We start from the raw sequence: 25,638 nt of genomic DNA on the forward strand, positions 1-25,638 counted from the left end.
AGAACAGGAACATTTTAATTATATAATTTAAAACAAGACCTATTCATTTTCATTAAAAAAGCGCCTATTAGCATAATAGATATAAATTTTGCACTTGTGTATTTTTAAACAAACGTGTTATTTTTCAGCATCACAGAGGTGAAGCATGTCCATTTATTCGAGACTGGCCGAAAACTGCAAAAACTTCCAGAGACATTCTCTTGATAAGGCGGAGATGGATAAACTGCGCTCCCTCAGCGGAGACTATGAGAAGTTTCATGATTATATCGCCAGAAAATATCTGGTATGGGAGAAGGAATACACTTCCCTGTACTGGGGGGAAAAATTTTCACCGAAATATTATGAGAACGGAACCCTCTGCCCGCTTGAGAATATTCTCGGTAAGCATCTTAATACCACAAAGAAAAATAAAGCGGCAATCATCTGGAAAGGCGCGGATCACTCCCAGATGGTTTATACATATCAGTCTCTTTATTCTGAGATAATAAAATGCGCATCCGCATTAAAAAAACTCGGACTCAAAAAAGGTGACAAGGTTCTGCTTCATCTTCCCAATATACCTGAGCTTATTATCTCAATGCTTGCCTGTGTTAAGCTCGGCGCAGTGCATATTGTGTACCACACCAGTTATTCCACTGACTCTCTGGCTGACAGAATAAACGACTGCCGCCCGAAGGTAATCATCACCGCTGACGGAACTGTCACCGCTAACCAGAACCTGAAAAACAAGCTGGACAACGCTCTGATAATTTCCGACCATCAGCCGCAGTACTGCATAGTTGTGGAGCGGGTATCCAAAAGGGTACACATGAAGCCGCTCAGGGATATATGGTTTCATGATCTCATCAGTGATGAGCATTACTCTATAGCAAAAAATCAGGGGCATGAATTCGCCCGCGCCGAAGACCCCATGTTTATGCTTTACACCTCAACAAACATGAAAGACCCGAAAGCGCTTGTTTTCCACACTGCGGGCTATCTTCTCTGGGCTTATTTCTCGTATCTGCTGATGTTTGACGCGCGCGACACGGACACTTTCTGGTGCACGGCGGATATTGCCTGGATAACCGGGCACTCCTACCTTGTGTACGGCCCCCTCATGGCAGGTGAGACAATTCTTGTCTTTGAAGATACAATCGACATGGAAAACGCACACAGATTCTACGACATATGCGACAAATTCTGCGTAAACAAACTATACACCCGTCCGTCAATATTGAAATCTCTTATGAACGCAGCGCAAAAAAAGAAGAAGTATATGAAGCTCGACACCCTTGAACTGATAGCCACCGGCGGAGAGAAAATGACAGACGATGTCAGGGAGTGGACAGCCAGAGCACTGGGCAACTATAACGCTGCCCTTTTCGACATATACTCCATTACTGAGACCGGAGGCGCGATTGCGTCTGCCATACCCGGTTATGAGGAATGCAGACCCGGCACGGTTGCAAAACCTCTTCCGGGAGTTTCGGTGAAGATAATCAACAGCGCCAGCGGTGAAATACTTCCGGAACCTGACACTCAGGGCGCTCTGGTTCTGGACAGACCTATGCCGTCACTGTGCAGAACTATAAATAATTCCTATGACACTTATAAAAAAATTTACTGGAAATCTTATAATAATAATGTATTCTTCAAAACAGGAGACTCGGCCGAAATCAATTCAGACGGTTATCTCACCCTAAAAGGCAGGATGGACGATGTTCTCCACCTGGGCGGTAAAAGGCTCAGCTTGATTGAGATTGAAGAAGCTATAAAAACACACGACAACGTTGAAGATTGCGCCGTGGTCAGCATTCCCGATGAGAAACGCGGGGATGCTCTTATTGCATTCAGCGTTTTGAAAAAAGAAATAGATGAAAGCTATCACGACACCACTGTCAGAGAATTAAGAGAGCGGATTATTGAAGAAATCGGTGAAATCGCTCTGCCCAGTGAAATAAGATTCACAAGGACACTGCCGAAATCGCCCGACGGGGTAATTCTCCGCGATCTGCTTAAAGATATAGCAATGCAGATGTAAAGGAGTTCAATTTGAAGATCAGAGAGATAATGACAACCAAGGTCATCACAGCGAGACCTGATGAGACGATAAAAGAGGTTATCCTCCGCCTCAGAACAAACAAGATTTCAGGACTTCCTGTTATTAACAGCAGCAAAAAGATTGTGGGTGTTTTCAGCGAATCAGACGTTATGATGGCTCTGCCCGATATTCTTAACGATGCAGACGCCATTCCGCTTATTGACATCAAAGAACTTACGGATAACTCTGTGCGCATGGTTATGTCAGAACCCAGATTCACAATAAGCCCGGAAGCTGATGTTAAAGACGCAGCAAAAATAATGCTTGAGAAATATGTTCACCGTCTTCCGGTAACAGAAAACGATGAGCTCATAGGCCTTGTTTCCCTCGGAGATGTACTGAAAGCCCTCACCAGCTAATCCATTGCGCTGAGGGCTGCGGGATTGCCGCAAAAAGCAGTCCCGAAAAGCAGTACAGAAAACCTGTCTATTTTCCGAACATCCTTACCAGTGCCTCTTGGTACGGAGCCCTTATAATTCCTTTCTCGGTAATAATTCCGGTCACCAATTCAGCGGGAGTGACATCAAACGCAGGATTGCGCACTTTGATATTTTCAGGCGCGGTTCGTCTGGCTCCGAAGGATGTCACCTCCGCGGCTTCCCGCTCCTCTATTTCAATATCCGCACCGCAGGGTGTTGTAAGGTCAACAGTTGACGACGGACAGGCAACATAAAAAGGTATGCCGAAATGTTTTGCCAGCACAGCAACACCGAGAGTACCTATCTTGTTGGCGACATCACCGTTTGCTGCGACTCTGTCAGTTCCCACTATAACAAGGTCAATATCGCCGCCGGCCATAACTGAGGCGGCCATATTATCGCATATCAGAGTAACATCCAGCCCGGCGCGCTGCAATTCCCATGAGGTAAGGCGGGCGCCTTGCAGAAGCGGTCTTGTTTCATCGGAAAAAACCCTGAAACTGCGCCCTTTTGCATGTGCGGTGTACATTGGCGCAGTAGCCGTGCCTATGCCGGATGTGGCAAGGGCTCCGGCGTTGCAGTGAGTAAGAACTCCGGCTCCATCCTTTATAAGCTCCGCGCCGTGCTCCCCTATTCCGTCGCATATGGCGCGGTCTTCTGTGTGTATCAGCTCGGCCTCTGCCGTAAGAAGCCTGTAAAGCTCACGCGAATCGGAAATTCCGCAGGTTCTGACCTTAGAAACAACCCTGTTCAGCGCCCAGCTTAAATTAACCGCAGTCGGACGGGATGAGTTGAGATATTCTGCACAGGCGGCAAGTTCGCGAAGGAAATCTTCGGGAGAAAGGTTCTGCTTATCCCTCATACCTACTGCAAGCCCGTATGCTCCTGCGATTCCTATAGCTGGCGCACCTCTGACCTTAAGCCTTTTTATGGAGTCCCAAACCTGTGCGGCTGTTTCCTGCTTTTCGCTCACAACCTCCAGAGGAAGCAGTGTCTGGTCAAGAAAAAAGAGTTCGCCGTCCTTCCATTCGACGGTTCCGGGCAGATTAAAAACAGAATTCATTAATTCACCAGATGAAAATTATTGATTTTCAGTAAGAGAGCATGCGAAGCTTTTCCGCACATTCTTTTGATATTTCGTATATTTCTATTCCTGTCCAGTGCTCGTCAAACCAGACGGCACGCCCTTTCATTATGCCCACAAAGAGAGTGTCGTTGTAGGTGGGGTTCTCTCCTGCGTCTTTCACGCCTAAAGCCCTGACCTTGTCATAAGTGCCGATCTCAAAAGCAGCAGAACCCCTGAGTTTTCCGTTATCCTTGACACGCATGCCTTTTTCGGAAATATCAACAACCTTAAATGGTTCAAAAAGCTCGCCCTCTCCCTCTTTCCTGATAAAAAACTCAGTACGGAGCGGCGTTCTCGCATAGGAACGCTTATCATTTTCAAACAAATCCATTATCCACACACCGGAAAAAATAATTGTATTTTTTAATCTTACACTTAAAAACACCTCTATTCAAGCAGTCCGTTGATAAATAAACTCATATTTTCAATTATCATTAACGGGCAGATGGTAGACCGATAAAGACATCTGATGACTTTTTAACCAGCAATTTATAATTGTGAGCAAATATTAAGCATAATTGTTTATAAATAAAGGATATTTTATTATTTCCATTTTAAGGAAAATGTTGACACACAGCGTTCCTATCGGTTATTCTTATACTAGCAGAGAATGCACCAAGGGGCATTAAATCAGAATTCAAGGCATAGCTCGGAAGTGGTCTTACCTCTTTCGCTATGACACATCAGTATGTTATTCCCGGAGCCGGATTACAGCGCATATGAACACTGTAATGCGGTTCAGGGACAAATAAAGGAGGAAAGCATGAAGAAACTTACAGTTCTTATTGCGGCTCTTTTCATGGTCGCAGCAGCAGTTCCCGTTTCTTTCGCCAAAACCACTTTCGTTACAATCGGTACAGGCGGCGTTACAGGGGTTTACTATCCTACAGGCGGAGCAATCAGCCGTATGGTAAACACAAAATCAAAAGAATACGGCATCAAAGCCACTGTTGAATCAACCGGCGGGTCAGTTTACAACGTAAACGCTGTTCTCGCAGGTGATCTTGAGTTCGGCATAGCACAGTCAGACATTCAATATAAAGCTTACTACGGTCAGGATGAGTGGAAAGATAAAGGTCCTCAGAAAAAACTGAGATCCGTTTTCTCCGTTCACCCTGAAACAATCACGCTTATCGCTTCCGAAGCCAGCGGCATTAAAGACATAATGACCCTTAAAGGCAAAAGAGTAAACGTGGGCAACCCCGGTTCCGGCCAGCTTCAGAACACCAAAGACCTTTTTGATGCTTTCGGACTTAAAGAAAGCGACCTCAAGGCAGAGTATATCAAAGCTGTTGAAGCTCCCGGTCTGCTTCAGGATGAAAGGCTTGACGCTTTCTTCTACACAGTGGGACACCCCAACGGAAACATCAAGGAAGCCACATCAGGCAGAATCAAAGTTGCCATAGTTCCCATAAGCGGCGCTCCCGTTGATAAGCTTATCGCAAAATACCCCTACTACGCTAAAGCCAAAATAGCCATCAAGGATTACCCCACAGCCGTCAACAAAGCAGATGTTGAGAGCGTTGGCGTGAAAGCCACCCTCGTAACCTCCTCAGATGTTGATGCCAGTGTGGTTTATGCTATTACAAAAGAAGTTTTTGAAAACTTCGCAGAGTTCAAAAAAATCCACCCTGCATTCGAGAACCTTGAAAAACAGGATCTTCTTCAGGGTCTCTCCGCCCCGATACACCCCGGAGCACTTAAATACTACAAAGAGGCAGGGCTTGATAAGTTCATAGACAAGTCTCTTATCCAGTAACCAAAAAATTTTTAAAGGGAATCCGCTCACAAGGGCGGGTTCCCTTTTTATTCAAGGGGTTTCTATGAGCAGAAAAGTAAAATCGGCAGAAGAAATTCTGCGTGAAGAAGTGGGTGAGATAAGACACCTGCGTAAATTTGAGCGCATCCTCATCGGCGTTATCGCGGTCGCATGGGCTCTGTTCCAGCTTTCGCTTGCAAGCTGGCTTATTCTCGACAGCACAAAAACAAGAGCTATACACCTCGCATTTGCGATTGTTCTTCTTTTCCTTAACATCCCAATCATAAAAAAACCTTCGGGATGGCTGAAAAAAGTAGTTTCATTAAACAAGATAAGTATTCTGGATTACATTCTGGCAGCAGTAGGAGCAGTCGCCGCGCTTTATATAATGATCGCGTGGGAAGGGCTGGCTACACGTCAGGGTGCACCTATTACCATAGACATAGTTGCGGGTCTTACCATACTTGTCCTCCTTCTGGAAGCGACAAGACGCTCCATCGGCCCGGCACTTACCATAATAGCGCTTGTGTTCACCGCCTATGCCTTCCTTGGGCCGTACATGCCCGATGTACTGGCGTTCAAGGGTGTTTCACTGAACAAATACCTTAACCAGATTTCACTTTCAACAGAAGGCATATACGGAATCCCTCTCGGTGTTTCCGCTTCGATAGTTTATCTGTTCGTTCTTCTCGGAGCCATGCTTGACAAAGCCGGAGCAGGTAAGTTTTTCATCGACCTTGCCCTCTCCCTCCTCGGCAGATTCAAGGGCGGGCCGGCAAAGGCGGCAATAGTCGCCAGCGGTCTCACCGGGCTTGTTTCAGGCTCAAGCATCGCAAACGTAGTTACCACAGGAACCTTCACCATTCCGCTTATGAAAAAAGTGGGTTACCCTGCCAAAAAAGCGGCAGCTGTGGAAGTTGCGGCCAGCACGGACGGTCAGATAATGCCCCCGATCATGGGTGCGGCGGCATTCATAATTGCTGAATATGTGAATGTGCCCTACCTAGAAGTTGTAAAGGCAGCGGCTATTCCCGCTTTTGTTTCATACACGGCGCTTTTCTACGTAGTTCACCTTGAGGCGAGCAAACTCGGCATGAAGGGGCTTCCGAGAGAGGAAACACCCCGTTTTTTCGCCACCCTCAAAGGCGGACTTCATTACCTGCTTCCCATTGTTATGCTTGTTTATGAGCTTGTGGTTCTCCGTCACTCTCCTGAAAAAGCAGCCTTCAACGCTATTCTGGTTCTTATCGCAATAATATTTGTTCGCGGGATAAGAAACGGGCTCAAGGATAAGGCTGTGGGGCTAGGCAAAGGCTTTTTTGAAGCCGTCATGACAATGTGTCAGGGATTTATAGCCGGAAGCCGGAACATGGTGGCTGTCGCACTCGCCACAGCATCTGCGGGAATCATAGTCGGTGTGGTTAACATGGGGATCGGCGGCATGATCACCATGATTGTTGAGCAGCTTTCAGGAGGCAGCATATTCCTGCTTCTTTTCATAACCGCTGTTGCCAGCCTTCTTCTCGGCATGGGGCTTCCCACTACAGCGACATACATAGTCATGGCATCACTTACCGCACCTATAATTGTTGAGGTCGGGGGGCTTTACGGGTTCTTTGTTCCGCTTATGGCGGCACACCTCTTCTGCTTTTACTTCGGCATATTGGCGGATGATACTCCACCCGTGGGGCTCGCATCTTACGCCGCTGCTGCGATTGCTGACTCTGAACCTATTCCCACAGGGCTTCAGGGGTTCGCATACGACATGCGTACGGCAATTATTCCGTTCTTCTTTGTATTCAACACTGACCTGATCCTGCATAATGTATTCAGCTGGACTCAGGGTATACTGATATTTGTGATGGCATGCTTCGGAGCATTTGCCTTTGCAAGTGCAGTGCAGGGATGGTATATAACCAAGAATAAGTGGTATGAAATACCCTTCTTCCTGTTTGCGTGCCTTGTTCTTTTCCATCCGGGCTCAATAAATGAATACCTGAATATACCGGAAAGCAGCAGGTATTTTGTTTATCTCATAGGCCTCGGAGTTATGGGGCTCATAGCTCTGGAACAAAAATTCAGAGCAAGAAGACAGACTGCATAAAGCAAATACGGGCGGGGGAAAAACCCCGCCTTACTTTTTTCAGGTGAAATATGAAAGAGCATCTTCCGATAAGCTGCACGGTTAAAAACATGCCCGTCTCTGCAACGCTGGGCATAAACGAACGCAGCAATGCCATGATAAAAGCGGGCAAAAAGGTCTATAAGCTGGGGCTCGGCCAGTCGCCCTTCCCTGTTGCTTCTCCTGTTGTTCAGGCGCTTAAGGATAACGCACACCAGAAGGATTACCTCCCTGTCCGCGGGCTGAAAGAGTTAAGGGAGGCTGTGGCCGCCTATTACAGCAAAGCTCAGGGGCTCAGCTTCACAGAAGATGACATAATAATCGGCCCCGGCTCAAAGGAGCTTATGTTTATCCTCCAGCTTGTTTACGAAGCCGACCTGCTTCTCCCTTCGCCAAGCTGGGTTTCATATGCCCCGCAGGCGGCACTCACAGGCAGAAAAGTCTGCTGGCTGAACACTGAGAGGGACAATAAGTGGCTGCTCACGCCGGACACCCTTGGGGCAGAATGCGCCAAAGAACCCGGCCGCGCAAGGCTTCTGCTGCTTAATTACCCTAATAATCCCACAGGTTACTCATACAGCCCGGCAGAGCTTGAAGCTCTGGCGAAAACAGCCCGGAGGCACAATGTGCTTATACTCTCTGATGAGATATACGGAGAGGTAAACCATGACGGCAGCCATGTATCAATAGCAAAGTTTTACCCTGAGGGAACAATAGTTTCCGGCGGACTGAGCAAATGGTGCGGCGCAGGAGGGTGGAGGCTCGGAACCTTTGCTGTTCCCGCAGGGCTGAGAAAAATTGTTGATGCAATGGCTGTTGCAGCCAGTGAGACCTTCACATCCGTAAGCGCCCCTGTGCAGTATGCCGCAGTAAAAGCATTTACGCCGGACAGCCGGATAGAAAACTATCTTTTTCATTCAAGAAAGGTGCTCAAAGCTCTGGGAACATATTGTGCTGATACACTCATCAGCGCAGGGGCAAAGCTTGTGCGCCCTGACGGCGGATTCTATCTGTTCCCGGATTTCTCACCGCTCAAGGAGAAGCTTTCTGCGCAGGGGGTACATGACTCTTCTGCCATGTGCGAAAAACTGCTTGAGGAAACAGGCGTGGCGACACTTGCCGGAGGCTGCTTCGGACGCCCTGAGGATGAGCTTACCCTCCGCCTCTCCTATGTGGATTTTGACGGCGGGGCAGCCATAGAAAAGTCAGAGCAGTTGGGCAGGGATGCAGTGCTGGGAGATGATTTTTTAAGGGAAAAATGCAAAAACACTGTTGAAGCAATAGATGCCATGGGTGCATGGTTCAGGAAATAGAAAAAAAGCCGGACATTACTGTGTCCGGCTTTTTTGTTTTATCAGTTGGTAACCGATTTCAGACAGTAAAGCGAAACATCCAGCGGAGGAAGAGTCTGCGCCGGAAGGCTTTTCAGATAATCCACCAGAGGCACGCTGTAGAGAATGCTTGTGTCCTCAAAAATAGTGGGGTCCTCCTCCCTCACTCTTGCAAAGGAAAGGTAGTTATCCTTGCCCAGAGCAGTGAATGAGTTTGTGGCAACAGTATAAACAGTATTTGCAGAAATATTTGACCACACTCCGGTGTCTCTGTCCTGCACTTCAACATTCGTTATAATGCTCACGTTATCCCCGCTGAGGTTAACGTCATAGCGGAGTCCGGAAGAGTAGGGAAAAGCACCTGATGAGCCTGAGTGGATGGAATACCACGCGGCTTCATTAAGTACCTGAACAATATCGGAGCCTTTCATATCAAGCATAACCACTGTGTTTGAAAAGGGAAGAACAGCTATGGCATCCCCTGCGGTAATCTGACCGGCCATGAGAGGTGTTCTTACGCCCCCCGCGTTCTGGATGGCAACGTCTATCTTATGGTTGGTATTTTTAAACGCCTCAGCCACAACCCATGCGGCGTAACTGCCGGTAGGAGTCTGGGACGCGGTAAATGCAGTGGGAATCCTGGTGTTATCCATAGTCACAGTTACCGTGCCGATGACCTCGTTGAGGGAAGCATCCTTCTGAGCGCGGTAGGGTTCTATAATATCATCTATTGTCTGATCAACAGCCGCGACAGTGAGTATGGGCGATCTCTCAATAGCTGCAAGTATCTGGGTTTTAACCTCAGCAGTAACCTGCTCAAAAGTGCCTGAGCCGTTTGCCCTCTGGAATACGTCACCAACCGGAAGAATGATATTTCCGTTGACCTTGGTCACAACACCATCCTTATTGAAGTCTATATCCAGAACACCGACACCGTAAGCATAACACCATGCGGTGACTATATGAACAGGTTTGCCATCAGCACCTATAACCGTTGTAGGGTAAGCGCCAAGATCTTCATTCTCGAACCCGTCGTGAGTATAACCGTCAAAAGGGCCTGTCTGGCTGCCGAATGAAGGGGCAAGACCTATTTCAGCAAGGTCATCAGCATCACCAAGAAGGTCATGTGTATCGCCGCCTACTATTATATCGATTCCGGGAACGTTTTTAGCGAAGAGAATATCATTGTAATACCCGACATGGCTCACAAGGATGATCTTGTTCACTCCCTTAGACTGAAGCTCCGCTACGTTCGCCTTAGCAGATTCAATCTCATCATCAAAAGTGATGTTGTCTGATGCCATAGAGGAATTCTTGGTTTTTTCGACTTTCAGTATACCGATAATACCGATTTTTTCCCCGCCGATCTCTTTGATTACGTATGGTTTTATACGGTCTTTAACTCTGTAGAGCGGGCTTGCCGCTTCGGGGTGCATATTTGATGAGAGAATAGGAAAATCTGTCATCTCAATAAGCTCCGCCAAACGTTCATCGCCGTCATCAAACTCATGGTTTCCGAGGGTGTAGCCGTCCAGTCCGAGTTCGTTGAACACTTTGAAATCAACTTCGCCGTGAAAAAGGGAGAAATAAAGCGTTCCGGCAAGCTCGCCGCTGTTGACAACTATGCTGTTTGCGTTTCTCTTTGCCTTAATCACAGTGGCAAGACGCGCAAAGCCCCCTAGCTGAACTCTCGTGGTGATATTATCGAGTTTGAGATCATAGGCTCCGCTGTCAAGATAGGAGTGGTGATCGTTAGTGTGGATCAGTCTGACAGAAACAGGTGAATGCTCCTCCTGCTTTTTGCTGCTGCCGCTTCCGCAAGCTGTAATAACAACCGCGCATAATACCGCAAGAACGGTCAAAAGTATTTTCTTTCTGTTCATCGTGAACATGCTGTGCAACCTCCGTAATCATTGCTGAGAAGAGGTTACACATAATATTACTGATAATTGTTATCTGAAAGTTAAAAAAAAGTTCCGGAACACGGACAATAGAAGCGGGGTCTGAGCCCCGCCTTATTTATTTTTTCAGCCCTGTGCATTCGTACCTTGTGACATGGACGCTGACGGGGCAGTTGCGTATCATCTTTTCCGCAGTGGTTCCGTAAAGAAAGCGTTTAACACCTCTCTTTCCGTGAGAGCCGAGAACAAGCAGGTCGTAATCCCTGCTTTCAATTTCGTGGAGCCCTTCCTCATAAGGAGCGCCTCTTCTTATAAGCGATTCCCATGTTACATCCTTAAGGAGGGGAACCTCCTCTTCAAGGCGGCAGAATGAGGCTTCCGCCTCTTCTATTATTTTCCTGTTTATGGAGTCCAGCTCCTTTTCAAACACATAAAGATCAAAGTGCGCCTCGTCATGGGCTACGTGAAGAACACTGAGCTCCGCACCGAACTTATAAGCAAGGCTTGCAGCAGTTTCCACCGCCACCATAGAATCCTTTGAAAAATCCGTCATAACCAGTATTTTTTTATATTCCATAATAAACTCCTCCCGGTGTTAATCTTTTCCGAAAAGTTTCTGTATAATGCCCTGATACCTTTTTTCTATGGCGTGTCTCTTCTTTTTCAGCGTGTTGGTAAGGTCTTTGCCGGGCTCAAAGTCATTCTCCATGAAGTGGATGTTATGCACTTTTTCATGAGGTTTAAACCCTTTTTTGGCATTGAGAAGCTTATTGATCTCGCGTTTTGCCTGTTCAATAACCCTGCTGTCCTTAAGCATGTCCTCTACATCATGCACCATGTTCTCAATCTTGGGCAGAAAGGCTTCCTTAAGCTTATCAAGATCAGGAACAATCAGAGCGCCGAGCCCTTTTCTGTCCTGCCCTACAAGGACAGCGTCCTTAACGAAGGGAAGCTTGGTTATGGTGGATTCAATACGGCTGGGGTCAATGTTTTCGCCGTTGGCAAGAACAATAATCTCCTTTATACGCCCTGTTATGACAAGCTCTCCGGTAAGCGTCAGCTTGCCGAGATCCCCGGTTTTGAGGTAGCCGTCAGCGGTGAAGGTTTTTTCATTCTCCTCGTCATTGTCATAATAACCGGGCATAACCTGACGGCCTTTCACCTGAATTTCGCCCTCAACTCCGGCGGGGAGAGGCCTGTTTTCCTCATCGGCTATTCTGATTCTGGTGCTGCCAACGGCAGGACCGAGGGTTCCGAAGATCTCACAGTTCAGCGCCCTGCCCGCTATGGCCGGAGCGCATTCCGTCATTCCGTATGCGTTGATTATCCTTATGCCGAGAGCATCTATCCATTCATCCAGATACTGAGGCAGACTGCCGCCGCCGCTGATCGCAAGCCGCATTCTTCCGCCGAATTTAGCCTGAACTGCTTTCAGCTTTTTCACAGCAAGCCTGTTCAGGGGGTAAAGAGCGCAACAGGCGGCAAATGCTTTCATATCATTAATTAATTTCTTCATTACGGGTTCTTTTTCAAAAACAGGAAGCTGCCCTTTCAGGCGGCGTTTGTTTCTTCTGTATGCAGAGGAGACTGCCACAAGTGCGCTGAAAATTCTGTGTTTTGCTTTTCCCTGCTTTTCAAGAGCGGCATTAACCTTGGTGTACATAGACTCCCACAAGCGGGGCACAGTTGCCACAATCGTCGGTCTGTAATGCTCAAGGTCTGCGGAAAAGGTTTTGATTGATGAATAGATGGTACAGCAGCCGCTCATAAGTGCCGCATATTCCGCGGCGCGCTCAAAAATATGCCAAGTAGGAAGGATGGAAAGCCATGTATCATCCGGCCTGAGCGCGATAAGCCATGGAATAACCTCAAGATTGAACATTATATTGTCGTGCGTGAGCATAACCCCTTTGGGCACGCCTGTTGTTCCTGATGTATAGATAAGTGTGAAGACATCTTCCTTGAAAAGCTTATGCTTTCTGGCTCTGAAACGGGCTATGTCCTCATCCGATATGGTTCTGTCCGTAAGAAGTTCGTTATAGGTATAAACACGGGAGAAAATTTTATGCCTGTGTTCCCCCTCCATTATGAATATGCCTTTTACCCTGTCCAGAGTATTTATAAAGGCCTTGTGGTCGTCATAAAGCTTTTCAGTCTCAAAGACAATGAACTCGCAGCCGGAATGCTCCATAATGAAGGCAAGCTCCTGCTCAGGGCATTCGCTTCCTCGCGGAACGCTGATCGCACCCAGAGAAGTGAGAGCAAGGTCAGTCACTATCCATGCGTAACGGTTGTCAGAAAGGAGGAGGACACGGGTGTCCTTCACAATCTTTTTATCCGCAAAAGCACGGGAAAGGATCAGAACATCCTCAAAAAGCTTTTCGTAGCTGACTTTGTGTTCCTGCTCCGCTGATCTGTATATGAATGCTGTGTTGCTTTTATGTCTGTCTACTGACTGAAGAAATGAGTGAAAAAGGGTTTCAGGGCTCTTGTTTTTTTTGTTCATCACCACTATCCCGACCGGTTATTAAAGATAAGATTATAAAACAATTATGGCATGGAAAAAAGCATTATTTTATACGAAAGGACGCAATGATAATATCTGAAAAGAGGAATATTTAACTGGTGCGGAGAAGAATCCCCGCACCATATGATATGTTTTTAGAATGACTGTACTTCTTTAACTTCGGGTATCTGATCTTTCAGTCTGCCTTCAACTGCGTGTTTCAGCGTCATTGTGCTGAAAGGGCAGCTTCCGCATGCGCCGGTAAGCTGTACTTTTACTATACCGTCCTCAGTAACGCCCAGAAGCTCTATATCGCCTCCGTCCGCCTGAAGCGCGGGTCTTACCTGCTCAAGAACTGCTTCAACTCTTTCTTTCAAGCTCATTAATTTCCTCCGGTTGCAGCGCTTTTTATCTCTTCTTTCATTTTCTGCACTTTTGCGGGATCATCGCCTTTTCTGATGTAGAAGTCTTTCAGTGCTTCCTCTATAGCTTCCTCCGCCATTACAGAGCAGTGGATTTTTGCGGGGGGAAGACCGCCGAGAGCATCTACAATAGCCTGATTTGTCAGGGCGAGTATCTCCTCAACTTTTTTGCCTTTTATAAGTTCCGTAGCCATTGAGCTGGAGGCGATAGCCGCTCCGCAGCCGAATGTCTTGAATTTAACGTCTTTAACTATTCCTGCGTCATCTATGTCGAGGAAAATTTTCATAACGTCGCCGCAGGCGGGGTTTCCCACTTCTCCGACAGCGTTTGCGCCCTCTATTTCACCCATGTTGCGGGGATTCATAAAGTGATCCATCACTTTTTCGCTGTATGGTCCTTTTGCCATTGTAACCTCCTAGTTTCCTCTGTTGTAAGCGGGAGACATTTCACAAAGTCTTTTAACGATACCGGGCAGTTCCTCAAGCACTTTGTCCACTTCCTCGTCAGTTGTATAACGGGAAAGAGAGAAAGTAATTGATCCGGCGCAAATATCGCTGGGTACTCCCACCGCCGTGAGAACGGGAGAGGCCTGAAGGTCTTCCTCGTCTTCGGCAAGGATGTTTGACGAGCAGGCAGAACCACTCGCCGCATATATTCCTTTAAGTGCAAGCCACATAAGCAGCGACTCACCCTCGATGAACTCTATCCAGAAACTTACATGTCCCGGAAGCCGGCGTTCAGGATGCCCCGTAAAATGCAAAAAGTCAAACATATTCGCAAGCCCGTCCCAGAGCCGTTTTGAAAGCCTTTTCATTTCAGCGGAGTATATGTGCATTTCCTCTTTGGCTATGCGCGCGGCTTCGCCCATGCCCACTATGGCGGCAACGTTTTCTGAGCCGCTTCTGTAGCCGAACTCCTGATGCCCGCCCTGCATGAGCGAGGCGACTTTTGTTCCTTTTCTTATGTAAAGAGCAGCAGCCCCTCTGGGCCCGTAAAAATTCTGCGAGGCAAGGGAAAGAAGATCGCAGTTAAGCCTGTTAACGTCGATTTCCATATGTCCTGCACCGGCAACGGCATCTATATGGTATATAACGCCCTTCTCTTTACAAATCCTGCCTATTTCCTCATTGAACTGAACAGTGCCAATCTCCGGATTGCCGAGCATAACAGAGACAAGCGCCGTATCGGGGCGGATAGCCTTTTTGAGGTCTTCTAAATTTATAAGACCGTTGTCCGCCACTTTCAGCTTGGTTATCTCATAACCATCGTTCATGAAGGATATAAGCGGGTTCTGCACAGAGAAATGCTCTATTTCGCTTATGATAACGTGTTTCTTTTTTCCGTCCTGACGCTTGAGCACACCCTTCACCGCAAGGTTGTTGGACTCTGTGCCGCATGAGGTGAAAATTATTTCCTCTTCCTCCGCCCCTATAAGCGCAGCAACCTGCTTTCTCGCCTCCTGCACCGCCTCGAACGATTCCCTGCCGAGAGGGTAGAAATGCGCGCTGGGGTTGCCGTAATGCTCCGTAAGAAATGGGAGCATTTTATCAACCACTCTGCTGTCGGGCTTTGTTCCCGCAACATTGTCTAAAAAAGCCATTCTATTCTCCTGTCAGTTCCTTCAGATGCGCTGTAACCTGCCCTGTCAGAACCTTTATATAATCGCCCGCAAAGCTTATCATGCCGCCGGACGGATGCTTTATAACACCTATTCCTTCGTTCTCCATGGCCTCTTCCAGACTTGAGGCGCTGAACTCGTAAAACATGCCGCCTTCTTCTGAGAAAACAACATTATCCCCAAGGAAAAAATCCGCAAGGAAAACGGTGGAGACCGGAATGATTCTGAAATTTAAGGTCATCCCTGTGGTTTCTTCAAGCCTTTTTTTGTAACAGTTCATTATGTTTGAACTGTCATCACTGCCCAGCAGAACATTGAAGGCCACCCTCTCCTCAAACACCTTTGACTTGTCACGCCCGAATGAGAAAAGGTTTCTCGTCTGGCTTATCAAATCATCAATGGCGTTTCTGCCGAAGAGAGCCGCAGGCATAAGCAGGCTGCCCCTCACTTTTGATTTATCGCCCTTAAAGCGGCGGGCAATGTACTCTATGGGTTCTGCTACCTCATAAAGATCGTCATAACCGCTGAAAATTCCGGTACAGTCAACAATGGAGGCATCCAGCTTCCTTATGGCATCCGCATGTATTCCCGGATCACCCAGTATAACCGCTATCTCCTCATCACCGAGGTCTTTGATGTTTCTGGCCTCGCAGGCGGGCTTTTCCGCAGCAATAGCGGGCAGGAAGTCCTCAGAGGAGTAAATGTTAACTTCAAGAAGCGGGAGTTCCTCTTCTATCCTGCTCAGAACCTCGCCGAGCAGAAGGGAATCGTTAGCGTAAACTGCGGCTTTAATGCCTTTCATATTATTCGCACCATAAATGTCTCTTTTAGAATAAGTTTGCGGATACTAAATTGCAAGGATTAATTCTGCCTCTGATAAATAAGCTTGCCTGATGCATCATAGGAGAATCTAAGGTTCTTAACCGGCTTTCTGTACTCGCCGAATCCTCTGTAGCGTGTGGTTTTGTCATGCACTTCCGCCACTGCCGCGTTACCGAGGTTAAGAATGAAATGTTCCTTGAACTCCACAGTTCTCTCGATGCCTTTTTCGGCAATAAAATCATAAACTGTTCCGTTGTCTATCTCTATGTTCACCCAGCACACGTCACTGAAAGTAAGCACTACGGCCTTCATTCCGGGTGAAGGTGCGGGCATGGTTGCAGGAAGAGGCTGCGCAGTCTGGGGAGCAGGGGCAGGCTGTACCGCAGATGTTGCATTATCCGCAGTTCTCGCCGGAGCATCGGGGCTTTCCACAACATCAGGGGAAATAACAGTGGTGTTATCCATGGGTTCCGCCTGAGGTATTACATTCTGCGGCTCCGAATCATTCTGCTCCGGAGCGCTTTCTGTTATGCTGATTTTGGTTTCCTTTTTCACCATTGCGTTGTTGTTCTTCATGGACATGAAGAAATATACACCGGCAATAACAAGCACAATAACGATGATCAGCGCCGCAACAAAACCTGCGGGGCTTTTTCTGTCGATAGGTTCATGGGTTACGGGGGAGGAAACGTAGTGTATCTCCCTGTAGAAGGATTCCTTGGTACATTCCTCATCGAATAATGCATCAACCTCTTCGGGTTCAAGCTTGAGGAAATTTGAGTAGGTCTTCACGAAATTTCTTGCGTGGACATAGCTGGGAAGCCTGCTGAACTCCCCTGCTTCAAGCCGGAGAAGTATCTCCTCGCTTATTCTGGTTTTTTCAGTAATCGTGTCAAAATCTATCTGCTTTTTTATTCTTTCGCTTTTAAGAAGTTCACCGAGTTTACTCATTCATCAACCCCAATCTTTTCATTAAATCTCCCGCTCTTTTTGCCTGCCGCGTGTCGGGAAATGCCTCAAGCAGATGCTCAAGGAAGGGAACGGCTTTGGAATATTCCCTGCGGTCAAAATAAAATTCCGCTGCGGTGAGATGGTTGTCCGGGTCATCAGGAATCATCTCCGCCGTCTGCAGCATTACTTTCTCGGCTTTCGCTTTGTCGCCGAGCTTTATGTACGTGTTAAAAAGAAGCCTGTATGCATCCGCATATCTTCTGTTTATGTTCAGAGCCCTGTCCAGATAAGAAGGAACACGGCTGTATCTGCCTGCGTCATAGAGAGCGCCCGCTGCGTTGTAAAGCGCCATAATCTGATACGGATAACCCGGATCTGCGATGACTCTGTCCCAGTATTCGACCGCTTCGTTAAGCCTGCCTGTTCCTGCCAGAACCGCCGCATATGCATTCATGTATTCCGAATCACCGGGCTTTTTATCAAGCGCTTTTTTCAAATATGGTTCAGCTTCCTGATAGCGCTCCTTCTTCATGAAGAACAGCCCCATGGTGTATAGGTATTTATCATTCTCAGGAGCAAGATCCAGAGCGCTTTTCAGCTCCTGATAAGCCTTGTAGTCCGTAGCGGTGTTGAGATACGCCACGCCCATTTTATAGCGCGACTCCGCCAGTGCCGCCCTGTCAGGCGGGGAAACTTCCGGGCCTTTTGCGGCACAGCCCGCCATAAAGAGAGCAACAGCCAGACTAAAGGTTTTTCTCATATATCAGCCTCAGTCCTGTGAGTGTGAGATCCGGGTCGTAGTGTTCGATATACTTTGAATCCTTAGAAAAAATACTGCCGAGGCCGCCGGTGGCTACAACTGTTATGTCGCAGCGTCCGAACTCTTCCGTCATGATCCTTTCCAGAAGCCCGTCCAGCATGGACAGATAGCCGTAATATATCCCCGACTGGAGCGAATGTATAGTATTTTTTCCCACCACTTTTTCCACTTTTTCTATTTCAATCTCAGGAAGTTTCGCTGTTTTTGAGTGGAGTATTCCGGCAGAAAGCTTAACACCGGGACATATAACGCCCCCTACATATTCGCCCTTGGCATTTACAACATCAAAGGTAGTTGCCGTGCCGAAATCAACCACTATCAGCGGCGCTCCGAACTTCTCTCTTCCTGCGACAGAGTTTACTATCCTGTCCGCGCCGACCTCTTTGGGGTTTTCATATCGTATCGGCATCCCTGTTTTAACGCCGGGAGCGATCACCATAGGTTCAAGGCTCATGTATTTCATGGAAAACTTTGTGAAGGAATAAATAAGCTGAGGGACAACGCTGGATATTATCACCCCTCTGATGTCTTTGACCTCTATTCCTCTGTTTTTCAGGAGGAGCATTATTGTGGATGCGTATTCGTCTGTGGTGCGCTGGGTGTCCGTATGAAGGCGGAAACTGCACCTTATACTCTCCCCTTCGAATATTCCCAAGACTATGTTTGTGTTGCCTATATCAACCGCTAAAATCATATCCAACGTCACCGGTAACTATTTCGGTTATAACTCCCCTTTCATCCTCTGCAATGAGAAAGCCGGAAGGGGTTATGCCTCTTTCCGTAAAAACGGCTTTGACCCCATTCTTGTGCACAGCTATCTTTTTGTCAAGGGAAGCCGAATACTTTTCCCATTCACGCACTATATTTATGCCGCCGTTAAGAAACGCCGCCGAAAAGCTTTCGAACCTGTTCATCAGTTCGGCCAGCAGTTCTTCCCTGCAATAGTTAATGCCTGTCTCTTCTTTCAGGGATGTGGCTACCCCTCTTATTTCATCAGGAAAATCCGTCATATTTACATTGATGCCTATGCCGAGGATAACCTTTTCCGTGACAGAGCCGCTGAGGGATGTCTCAAACAGGATTCCTCCCAGCTTTTTTCCCCCTGCCATGAGGTCATTAGGCCATTTCAGACGGACATCCGCCGTGCCCCGCAGAACATCGCACACGGCAAAACCTATGGCAATATTAAACGGAAGCAGCTGCTCAATCCGCATAGGGGGAAGATTCACGGAGAAATAGAGATTCACGCCGCTTTCAGAAACCCACTTTCTGCCGCTGCGTCCTCTGCCCGCTGTCTGGCTTTCTGCAACTGCAACGGAGTAATAGGGAGTTTCGGTCTCCAGAAGGCGCGCCGTTGTCGAATCTGTCTCGTTAAAAACAAGTATGTTTCTGCCGAAGCTCTCTGCAGTGAGAAACCCGCGGTAAAGTCTTTCGTCAAACATACGCAAGCTTCTGCGAACACTCCATAAGCTCTTCAACATCAGTGGATTTAAGTATAACTTCCACATGGGCAAGATCCGCCGTGTCAAAAATCATGTCCGGGTTGGCTGTGTAAATAATCACAGGAATATCGGGCGACTGCGCCTTAAGGTGCTCCAGCACCTCTCTTCCGTTTATCTTGGGGAGGTTGAGATCGAGTATTACAAGATCCACATTCTCCTCATTAAAGCTGACAAGCCCCTCCTCGCCGTCACCCGCTGTGACAACATTGAAGTTTCTGTCAGTGAATTCGTCTCTCAGAAGGAGCCTCAGGCTCTCATCGTCATCAATTACCAATACGGTTTTCAAGTGTTCCTCCTGCTGTCTCTCCGCAGAATAACGGAGAGAGTTCAGAATCTTTTGTATATTTCCTTGTTTATAAAAAAGTTAACTATCTTTTTATCCAGCGTGCCGTTCTCCGCATCTTTCCTGAGCGCCTGAGCAGCCTCGTCCGGCATCATTGAAAAGCCGAAGGGGCGCGGGTCCGCCGTATAATGGTCATAGCCTTCGGCAACTGCCATTATTTTGGAAAAAATGTGCAGATCCCCACCTGTGGTTCCGAAAGGGTAGCCGCTGCCGTCACATTTTTCATGGTGACTGGCGGCGATTACCGGAACATCCCGAAGCTCCGATGTCCATGGAATGTTCCGGAGAAACTCATAGCTGCCCAAAGCGTGGAACCGCAGACGCTTAAGCTCGTCATCGGTGTATATCCCCTCACGTATGCTGAGAAGCCCGTGCTCCTCTTCCGTAAGCAGCTTTATCTCTTCCCCGTCTGAATCCTCAAACATGTATCCCGCGCATTTATCCAGATCCTCCGCTATTTTATCATCAATATCGGAGATGTTCGCACTTTTTATCACACCGAGAAGTCTGTCAAGCTCGCAGACAAGCTCCTCCGGTCTCCCGTTGAGCCTTGCGCAGGCCTTAGCAAGCCTGAACCTGTTTTCTATATTTCCGGTCATACCGGGGTAAAGCTTCTCCTGCTTGGAAAGTATTTTCTCCGGCACAAACAGCTTGCCTATGTCATGCAGGCGGCAGGAATACCGGAGAATCTTCTCCTTCATTCTGTTCATGAAGAAATCAGGAAAATCATCCAGATCCCGGTGCATCTCCGCTGCCAGAGTTTCGCATATGGCTGTAATCCTGTTGACATGCCCCATGCGGAAAGGTTCCCTGTTTTCCATTGCTTTTGAAAGCTCGGTAATAAAACTTTCGTTCATTTTCTCCAGATTATCGTACAGCACGCCGTTTTCAAGGGCGAGGCTGATAACCCCTGTGAGTGATTCAGCGACCATTTCATCATTGTCATTAAAAGGGAGAACGATCCTGTTGACATTTTCTATGGTGAGGGGAACTTCATAGCGCTTCTTGTTTATTATCTGCAAAACACCCGTAAGCTGGTCATTAAGGTCAGTTATGGGAAAAGCAAGGACAGACTTTGTCCTGTAGCCGGACATTTTATCAAAGCTGACATTAAACCCGAAGGGGTATTCATCATCCATATGATAAACATCCTTAAGACGGAGGGTGCTGCCGGTTTTGGCCACATAACCCGCTATGCTTGTCTCATCCGCGGGGATGGAGAACTCCTTAAAAGGAAGCTGAACAGAATCGTTCTGAGTATATTTAAAAATCAGTTCGTCTTTTTCATCATCATAAATAAAGATGCTGCCCGCATCCGCTCCCAGCATTCCCCTTATCCTTTTGAGAATCGTTTCCAGAAGTACATCAAGGTCACGTATCCTCACAAGTGTATATGCCAGTTCAAGAAAACTTTCGCCCGTAATCTTCAATTCAGACTCCGTAAAAAGAATCATTATATGCCTTAGCAATTATAGCAATAATCAGCGGCATTCAAAACAGAAGTTATAATAAAAAATCTTAAATTCCGCCAGATTTAATAGTGATAAGAACAGATGTACAGCGCTTTTTATCCTTGCGGACAGAGGCGTATATGTGTTAACTTTCTGCGGATCAGGCGGGGCTGCCGTCCCGTCTTTTTTTATAGGGCGATAGGAGTGGAAAATGAAGTATAATCCCGCAGAGATTGAGCATAAATGGCAGAAAAAATGGGAGGATGACAAGCTTTTTAAAGTTGAAGCAGATACGTCCAGAGAAAAGTTTTACTGTCTTGAAATGTTTCCTTACCCTTCGGGAAAAATCCACATGGGGCATGTGCGCAACTACGCCATTGGCGATGTCATATCCCGCTTCAAATTCATGAAAGGACTCAACGTAATCCACCCTATGGGCTGGGATGCCTTCGGCATGCCCGCTGAAAACGCCGCGATCGAAAACAAATCACACCCCGCCATATGGACAAAAAGCAACATAGAATACATGAAAACCCAGCTTAAAAAACTCGGACTCTCCTACGACTGGGACAGGGAAATTGCCACATGCGATCCCGAATACTATAAGTGGGAACAGCTTATGGTAATCAAAATGTACGAGAAGGGGCTTGTTTATAAAAGGACATCACACCTCAACTGGTGCGAATCCTGCCAGACTGTTCTTGCTAACGAGCAGGTAGAGGACGGCAAATGCTGGCGCTGTGACGGCGAGGTAAGCATAAAAGAACTGGACGGCTGGTATTTTAAAATCACCGACTACGCCGAAGAGCTCCTTGCCTGCACCGAAAACATGGACGGCTGGCCTAAAAAGGTTCTCACCATGCAGCAGAACTGGATAGGCAAGTCCTACGGCGCTGAGATTGACTTCACCATCGAAAATACAGATGAAAAAATCACCGTATTCACCACAAGGGCGGATACTCTCTTCGGTGCTACCTTCATGTCCGTTGCGCCGGAGCATCCTGTTGTGAAAAGGCTTCTTGCCGGAACAGCGCAGGAACAGGGCGGACACGCATTCGTGGAGGACATACTTAAAGAGGACAAAATCAACCGCATGGCGGATGATAAGGAGAAGAAAGGCTTCTTCACCGGAAAATATGTTCTCAACCCCCTGAACGGCCGCAGAATGCCTGTTTACATTGCCAACTTTGTACTCATGGACTACGGAACAGGCGCAGTAATGGCCGTACCCGCCCACGACCAGAGAGACTTTGAATTCGCAAAAAAATATGATCTGGATATAGTAGTCACGATAATGCCCGATGATCAGACACTTGATCCGGCGCAGATGACAGAGGCATACACAGGCCCCGGAAAGCTTGTCGGTGCTGACAAATTTGAAGAGATGCCCAACGAACAGGCAAAAACAGCCGTGGTTGAGCACCTTGCGGCAAGAGGAATAGCCAAAAGCACAGTCAATTTCCGTCTGCGTGACTGGCAGATCTCCCGCCAGAGATACTGGGGCGCGCCCATTCCCTTCATAAACTGCCCCAAATGCGGAACAGTACCCGTGCCGGAAGATCAGCTTCCGGTGAGGCTGCCGGAAGATGTTGAGCTTTCAGGCAAAGGAGGCAGTCCGCTGAGAAAATCAGCCGCCTTCCTCAACACAGCATGCCCGAAATGCGGCGGCGCGGCGGAAAGGGAAACAGACACAATGGACACATTTGTGGAATCCTCATGGTATTTCCTCCGCTACTGCTCACCCAAATGCGAAACCGCTCCGTTTGATAAAACCGAAGCGAACTACTGGATGCCCGTTGATCAGTACATAGGCGGTATAGAGCACGCCATCCTCCACCTGCTTTACTCCAGATTCTTTACCAAGGTTCTGCGCGATCTCGGCTATATTAACTTTGATGAACCCTTCAACAGGCTCCTCACTCAGGGTATGGTCTGCAAGGAAACCTATAAGTGCGAGGAGCACGGCTGGCTCTTCCCCGAAGAGGCGGAAGACGGAAAATGCAGCAAATGCGGAAAACCGGCAATCATAGGCCGCGTTGAAAAAATGAGCAAATCCAAAAAGAACGTGGTAGACCCCAACAAGCTGATAGAGCAGTACGGTGCAGATACGGCAAGGCTGTTCATCATCTTCGCCGCTCCCCCTGAAAATGAGCTTGAATGGAGCGATCAGGGTGTGGAAGGTTCCTTCCGTTTCCTCGGCAGGGTGTGGAGGCTTGTGAAAAACAACCTTGAGCTCATGCAGCAGGATTTCGGCACAGGCGGGGATGAGGCATTCATAAAAGAGATGCTGTATCATACCCACTCAACAATTAAAAAAGTTACGCTGGATATAGACAAATACCACCTCAACACTGCCGTTGCAGCGCTCATGGAGTTCGTGAACTTCCTCTATAAAGCGGAAACCAGACTCAAGGCGGACGGAGAGAAGCAGGTTTTCAAAGATGCTCTTTCATCTCTTTTAAAACTTCTTAACCCCTTCACCCCTCATATAACAGAGGAACTGTGGGAAGAGGCAAAAATGAAGGAAATCCTTTCCAGAAGTGACTGGCCTTCATATGTTGAGGAATACACCAAGACAGATGAAGTCACCGTTGTTGTACAGATAAACGGCAAGGTGCGTTCACAGCTTTCGCTCCCCCGTGACTGCGCGCAGGATGATGCATTCACAGCCGCCTTTGATGATGACAAGGTGAAGGGATACACCGACGGGAAGGAGATCGTTAAAAAAATCTTCGTCCCCAATAAACTGATAAATATAGTGGTGAAATAAATGCTGAAAGGCTTCAGGGGCGGACTCTCCGCCCTCATCCTCATTCTTTTGACAGTGAGCGGCTGCGGGTATAAAATGGCGGGTCTGGACGAGCGGGCTAACTACACCCTCTCAATAGCCAGTGTCTATAATATGTCTTCTGAGCCTGATCTTGAGAGGGAGATTGAGAATGTAGCCGTCAACTTTTTCAGCAGCAGAGGAGCACTCGGCGACAACGGCAAAAGCAGATACATAGCGGATCTCAGGCTGAAACAGCTTAACTTTGAGTCCAGAATCGTAACCAAAACCGGGCAGACCGGAACCTCTTCCGTTGCCTGCGAACTGGAAGTTATTATACACGACAGAACAGGAAAAGAGATCTTCAACAAACCTTTCAAGGGGAGAACGGTTTACGACCTGACAAGCGATCTGGGCAAAAACAAGCGCAACAGAACAGATGCTGTCAGCTATGTTATCAGACAGGCTTTAACGGATTTTTACCATGACTTCAGACCATGATTCCAAGCTGATAATACTCGGTTCTGCCGGGTTTATTGACGAGGAAACGGAAAAAGTGCGCGCATCTCTGGACGACCCGGAGGACACCGTCTGGTTCGGAGATGAAATGAACCTTTCCGACTTTTTCAGCTTTGTGTCCTCCCCTTCCCTTTTCAATCCCATAAAGCTCGCCGTTGTACATAACGCAGACAAAATCAAAGAGCTTGAAGCCTTCATGAATCAGGCGCACAGATGCCCGGAGGCGGTCATTGTCCTCACCGCAGATGCTGATGCTGAAAAAAAACTCGGTGCATTTCAGGGATTCAGAACAATAATAGAGAAGAAGAAAACCCGCCGCGACAGCGTGATGGAGGTAAAGGCGGCGTTTGAGAAGCACTCTCTCCCTTGCGACTACGGCTGCGCGGACGAAATATACGATATTTTCGCCGGAGACATAAAACAGGTAAGGAGCGAGGCGGATAAGCTCTCACTTTATTATGCCCACAAAAAACCCGCATCATCAGACGATATACTCAAACTCATCACGGCAGAAAAGCAGGAAAACATATTCGCCTTCATAGACAGCTTTGCCGGAAGAGACCGCAAAGGCTGCATACGCATACTGGACAACCTGCTCAAAGGGGATGAGGCGGTAACGATAATATTTGTCCTCCTTGCCCGCAGAATGAAACAGATATATTTACAGAAAAAAGTTCCTTCCGCTCTTCAGGAGCGGATGTTCATCCTCAATAAAATCAAATCCGATGCTTCCAAATGGAAGCCCGGTGAGCTTGCCTCCCTCGCAGCCCGCTTCGCCGAACTGGACTGGAAAATCAAAACCGGGCAGATAAGAGACACCGATGCGATGTATACGCTGATTGGATGTATGTAAGCATATTCCTTCTGTAACATTCCTTGACACATGCAGTATCTGGTAATATCTTTGTTATAACACTGTATAACCTTCGGAGCTTGGCATGATAAAAAACCTGACAAAGCACGGGAACAGTCTGGCACTAGTTATTGAAAAGCCTATTTTAGAACTGCTTGGAGCAAACTCAGAAACAGCTTTTGAAATAACCACAGACGGACAGATACTTATACTTTCACCTGTTAAAGATAAAGACAAAACTGACGCATTCAAAAATGCTCTCGAAAAAGTTAATGAGCGCTATCCGAAAGCACTCAAAAAACTAAGCGAATAAGAGCAAATA

The 25,638-nt window shown here is 47.5% G+C and carries 24 protein-coding genes; 9 read left to right on the plus strand and 15 right to left on the minus strand.

Going from position 1 to position 25,638, the window contains the following annotated elements; all coding sequences use genetic code 11:
* The first annotated feature begins 145 nt into the window (after positions 1 to 145).
* On the plus strand, positions 146 to 2,023 hold the full coding sequence (locus tag OSQ85_RS03900; RefSeq protein WP_265821441.1) for an acyl-CoA synthetase: 1,878 nt from the start codon (positions 146 to 148) through the stop codon (positions 2,021 to 2,023).
* An 11-nt stretch (positions 2,024 to 2,034) separates the two neighbouring features.
* Complete coding sequence (locus tag OSQ85_RS03905; RefSeq protein ID WP_265821442.1) at positions 2,035 to 2,442, plus strand: CBS domain-containing protein; 408 nt, start codon at positions 2,035 to 2,037, stop codon at positions 2,440 to 2,442.
* 67 nt (positions 2,443 to 2,509) lie between these two features.
* Here OSQ85_RS03905 and mtnA read toward each other — a convergent pair whose 3' ends face one another.
* Both mtnA and OSQ85_RS03915 read right to left on the minus strand, forming a co-directional pair.
* A complete protein-coding gene (mtnA, locus tag OSQ85_RS03910) occupies positions 2,510 to 3,565 on the minus strand; it encodes an S-methyl-5-thioribose-1-phosphate isomerase (protein ID WP_265821443.1) in 1,056 nt (351 codons plus the stop codon).
* Positions 3,566 to 3,593: 28 nt separating this feature from the next.
* Positions 3,594 to 3,959: a hypothetical protein gene (locus tag OSQ85_RS03915; RefSeq protein ID WP_265821444.1), complete on the minus strand. Its 366-nt coding sequence runs from the start codon at positions 3,957 to 3,959 to the stop codon at positions 3,594 to 3,596.
* 432 nt (positions 3,960 to 4,391) lie between these two features.
* Between OSQ85_RS03915 and OSQ85_RS03920 the strand changes: the two genes are divergently transcribed.
* From OSQ85_RS03920 to OSQ85_RS03930, 3 genes are all read left to right on the plus strand, one after another.
* Positions 4,392 to 5,387, plus strand: a complete 996-nt coding sequence (locus OSQ85_RS03920) for a TAXI family TRAP transporter solute-binding subunit (protein ID WP_265821445.1) — start codon at positions 4,392 to 4,394, stop codon at positions 5,385 to 5,387.
* A gap of 64 nt (positions 5,388 to 5,451) precedes the next feature.
* A complete protein-coding gene (locus tag OSQ85_RS03925) occupies positions 5,452 to 7,491 on the plus strand; it encodes a TRAP transporter permease (RefSeq protein WP_265821446.1) in 2,040 nt (679 codons plus the stop codon).
* A gap of 50 nt (positions 7,492 to 7,541) precedes the next feature.
* Complete coding sequence (locus OSQ85_RS03930) at positions 7,542 to 8,822, plus strand: pyridoxal phosphate-dependent aminotransferase (RefSeq protein ID WP_265821448.1); 1,281 nt, start codon at positions 7,542 to 7,544, stop codon at positions 8,820 to 8,822.
* 41 nt (positions 8,823 to 8,863) lie between these two features.
* Here the strand turns inward: OSQ85_RS03930 and OSQ85_RS03935 are convergent, their stop codons facing one another.
* The 13 genes from OSQ85_RS03935 to OSQ85_RS03995 all read right to left on the minus strand — a co-directional run bounded on the left by OSQ85_RS03935 (position 8,864) and on the right by OSQ85_RS03995 (position 21,156).
* Complete coding sequence (locus OSQ85_RS03935; RefSeq protein ID WP_265821449.1) at positions 8,864 to 10,732, minus strand: 5'-nucleotidase C-terminal domain-containing protein; 1,869 nt, start codon at positions 10,730 to 10,732, stop codon at positions 8,864 to 8,866.
* 127 nt (positions 10,733 to 10,859) lie between these two features.
* A complete protein-coding gene (locus OSQ85_RS03940) occupies positions 10,860 to 11,318 on the minus strand; it encodes a universal stress protein (RefSeq protein ID WP_265821450.1) in 459 nt (152 codons plus the stop codon).
* An 18-nt stretch (positions 11,319 to 11,336) separates the two neighbouring features.
* On the minus strand, positions 11,337 to 13,247 hold the full coding sequence (locus OSQ85_RS03945) for an AMP-dependent synthetase/ligase (protein ID WP_265821451.1): 1,911 nt from the start codon (positions 13,245 to 13,247) through the stop codon (positions 11,337 to 11,339).
* A 155-nt stretch (positions 13,248 to 13,402) separates the two neighbouring features.
* Positions 13,403 to 13,624, minus strand: coding sequence for a NifU family protein (locus tag OSQ85_RS03950; protein WP_128467788.1), 222 nt, complete (start codon positions 13,622 to 13,624; stop codon positions 13,403 to 13,405).
* A 5-nt stretch (positions 13,625 to 13,629) separates the two neighbouring features.
* Positions 13,630 to 14,076, minus strand: a complete 447-nt coding sequence (nifU, locus tag OSQ85_RS03955; RefSeq protein WP_265821454.1) for a Fe-S cluster assembly scaffold protein NifU — start codon at positions 14,074 to 14,076, stop codon at positions 13,630 to 13,632.
* Positions 14,077 to 14,085: 9 nt separating this feature from the next.
* Positions 14,086 to 15,270, minus strand: a complete 1,185-nt coding sequence (locus OSQ85_RS03960) for a cysteine desulfurase family protein (RefSeq protein WP_265821456.1) — start codon at positions 15,268 to 15,270, stop codon at positions 14,086 to 14,088.
* A 1-nt stretch (position 15,271) separates the two neighbouring features.
* Entirely contained in the window at positions 15,272 to 16,090 is an 819-nt protein-coding gene (locus OSQ85_RS03965) for a hypothetical protein (protein ID WP_265821458.1), read from the minus strand.
* A 59-nt stretch (positions 16,091 to 16,149) separates the two neighbouring features.
* Positions 16,150 to 17,061 carry a helix-turn-helix domain-containing protein gene (locus OSQ85_RS03970; protein WP_265821460.1) on the minus strand — a complete coding sequence of 304 codons (912 nt, stop codon included), beginning with the start codon at positions 17,059 to 17,061 and terminating at the stop codon, positions 16,150 to 16,152.
* Positions 17,054 to 17,821, minus strand: coding sequence for a tetratricopeptide repeat protein (locus OSQ85_RS03975; protein WP_265821462.1), 768 nt, complete (start codon positions 17,819 to 17,821; stop codon positions 17,054 to 17,056). The genes OSQ85_RS03970 and OSQ85_RS03975 overlap by 8 nt, the downstream gene beginning before the upstream one ends.
* Positions 17,805 to 18,575 (minus strand): type III pantothenate kinase, encoded by a 771-nt coding sequence (locus OSQ85_RS03980; RefSeq protein WP_265821464.1) that lies wholly within the window; start codon positions 18,573 to 18,575, stop codon positions 17,805 to 17,807. Before OSQ85_RS03980 ends, OSQ85_RS03975 begins: the two co-directional genes overlap by 17 nt.
* Positions 18,559 to 19,323 (minus strand): biotin--[acetyl-CoA-carboxylase] ligase, encoded by a 765-nt coding sequence (locus OSQ85_RS03985; RefSeq protein WP_265821465.1) that lies wholly within the window; start codon positions 19,321 to 19,323, stop codon positions 18,559 to 18,561. Before OSQ85_RS03985 ends, OSQ85_RS03980 begins: the two co-directional genes overlap by 17 nt.
* Positions 19,316 to 19,669: a response regulator gene (locus OSQ85_RS03990; protein ID WP_128466418.1), complete on the minus strand. Its 354-nt coding sequence runs from the start codon at positions 19,667 to 19,669 to the stop codon at positions 19,316 to 19,318. Before OSQ85_RS03990 ends, OSQ85_RS03985 begins: the two co-directional genes overlap by 8 nt.
* 41 nt (positions 19,670 to 19,710) lie before the next feature.
* A complete protein-coding gene (locus tag OSQ85_RS03995; protein ID WP_265821467.1) occupies positions 19,711 to 21,156 on the minus strand; it encodes a GAF and HD-GYP domain-containing protein in 1,446 nt (481 codons plus the stop codon).
* Between the two features lie 232 nt (positions 21,157 to 21,388).
* Here OSQ85_RS03995 and leuS point away from each other — a divergent pair, with 232 nt between their 5' ends.
* The 4 genes from leuS (at position 21,389) to OSQ85_RS04015 (ending at position 25,629) form a co-directional block, all read left to right on the plus strand.
* On the plus strand, positions 21,389 to 23,947 hold the full coding sequence (gene leuS, locus OSQ85_RS04000) for a leucine--tRNA ligase (protein WP_265821469.1): 2,559 nt from the start codon (positions 21,389 to 21,391) through the stop codon (positions 23,945 to 23,947).
* Positions 23,948 to 24,445, plus strand: a complete 498-nt coding sequence (locus OSQ85_RS04005) for a hypothetical protein (RefSeq protein ID WP_265821471.1) — start codon at positions 23,948 to 23,950, stop codon at positions 24,443 to 24,445.
* Entirely contained in the window at positions 24,429 to 25,316 is an 888-nt protein-coding gene (gene holA / locus OSQ85_RS04010) for a DNA polymerase III subunit delta (protein WP_265821472.1), read from the plus strand. Before OSQ85_RS04005 ends, holA begins: the two co-directional genes overlap by 17 nt.
* Positions 25,317 to 25,401: 85 nt before the next feature.
* The gene (locus OSQ85_RS04015; RefSeq protein ID WP_265821473.1) at positions 25,402 to 25,629 is read left to right on the plus strand and encodes an AbrB/MazE/SpoVT family DNA-binding domain-containing protein; all 228 of its coding nucleotides are present in this window, start codon (positions 25,402 to 25,404) and stop codon (positions 25,627 to 25,629) included.
* Positions 25,630 to 25,638 lie beyond the last annotated feature (9 nt).

Origin of the sequence: Geovibrio ferrireducens (assembly GCF_026226615.1) — a bacterium.
In the GTDB taxonomy this organism is placed as follows: domain Bacteria; phylum Chrysiogenota; class Deferribacteres; order Deferribacterales; family Geovibrionaceae; genus Geovibrio; species Geovibrio ferrireducens.

Excerpts from the sequence above, each read along its gene's own strand:
- OSQ85_RS03960 (WP_265821456.1), bottom strand. The coding sequence starts at position 15,270 with ATGGCTTTTTTAGACAATGTTGCGGGAACAAAGCCCGACAGCAGAGTG.
- OSQ85_RS03925 (WP_265821446.1), top strand. The coding sequence starts at position 5,452 with ATGAGCAGAAAAGTAAAATCGGCAGAAGAAATTCTGCGTGAAGAAGTG.
- OSQ85_RS03935 (WP_265821449.1), bottom strand. The coding sequence starts at position 10,732 with ATGTTCACGATGAACAGAAAGAAAATACTTTTGACCGTTCTTGCGGTA.
- OSQ85_RS03915 (WP_265821444.1), bottom strand. The coding sequence starts at position 3,959 with ATGGATTTGTTTGAAAATGATAAGCGTTCCTATGCGAGAACGCCGCTC.
- holA (WP_265821472.1), top strand. The coding sequence starts at position 24,429 with ATGACTTCAGACCATGATTCCAAGCTGATAATACTCGGTTCTGCCGGG.
- OSQ85_RS03980 (WP_265821464.1), bottom strand. The coding sequence starts at position 18,575 with ATGATTTTAGCGGTTGATATAGGCAACACAAACATAGTCTTGGGAATA.
- OSQ85_RS04015 (WP_265821473.1), top strand. The coding sequence starts at position 25,402 with ATGATAAAAAACCTGACAAAGCACGGGAACAGTCTGGCACTAGTTATT.
- mtnA (WP_265821443.1), bottom strand. The coding sequence starts at position 3,565 with ATGAATTCTGTTTTTAATCTGCCCGGAACCGTCGAATGGAAGGACGGC.
- nifU (WP_265821454.1), bottom strand. The coding sequence starts at position 14,076 with ATGGCAAAAGGACCATACAGCGAAAAAGTGATGGATCACTTTATGAAT.
- OSQ85_RS03945 (WP_265821451.1), bottom strand. The coding sequence starts at position 13,247 with ATGAACAAAAAAAACAAGAGCCCTGAAACCCTTTTTCACTCATTTCTT.
- OSQ85_RS03920 (WP_265821445.1), top strand. The coding sequence starts at position 4,392 with ATGAAGAAACTTACAGTTCTTATTGCGGCTCTTTTCATGGTCGCAGCA.
- OSQ85_RS03940 (WP_265821450.1), bottom strand. The coding sequence starts at position 11,318 with ATGGAATATAAAAAAATACTGGTTATGACGGATTTTTCAAAGGATTCT.
- OSQ85_RS04005 (WP_265821471.1), top strand. The coding sequence starts at position 23,948 with ATGCTGAAAGGCTTCAGGGGCGGACTCTCCGCCCTCATCCTCATTCTT.
- OSQ85_RS03975 (WP_265821462.1), bottom strand. The coding sequence starts at position 17,821 with ATGAGAAAAACCTTTAGTCTGGCTGTTGCTCTCTTTATGGCGGGCTGT.
- OSQ85_RS03965 (WP_265821458.1), bottom strand. The coding sequence starts at position 16,090 with ATGAAAGGCATTAAAGCCGCAGTTTACGCTAACGATTCCCTTCTGCTC.
- OSQ85_RS03970 (WP_265821460.1), bottom strand. The coding sequence starts at position 17,061 with ATGAGTAAACTCGGTGAACTTCTTAAAAGCGAAAGAATAAAAAAGCAG.
- OSQ85_RS03985 (WP_265821465.1), bottom strand. The coding sequence starts at position 19,323 with ATGTTTGACGAAAGACTTTACCGCGGGTTTCTCACTGCAGAGAGCTTC.
- OSQ85_RS03930 (WP_265821448.1), top strand. The coding sequence starts at position 7,542 with ATGAAAGAGCATCTTCCGATAAGCTGCACGGTTAAAAACATGCCCGTC.
- leuS (WP_265821469.1), top strand. The coding sequence starts at position 21,389 with ATGAAGTATAATCCCGCAGAGATTGAGCATAAATGGCAGAAAAAATGG.
- OSQ85_RS03900 (WP_265821441.1), top strand. The coding sequence starts at position 146 with ATGTCCATTTATTCGAGACTGGCCGAAAACTGCAAAAACTTCCAGAGA.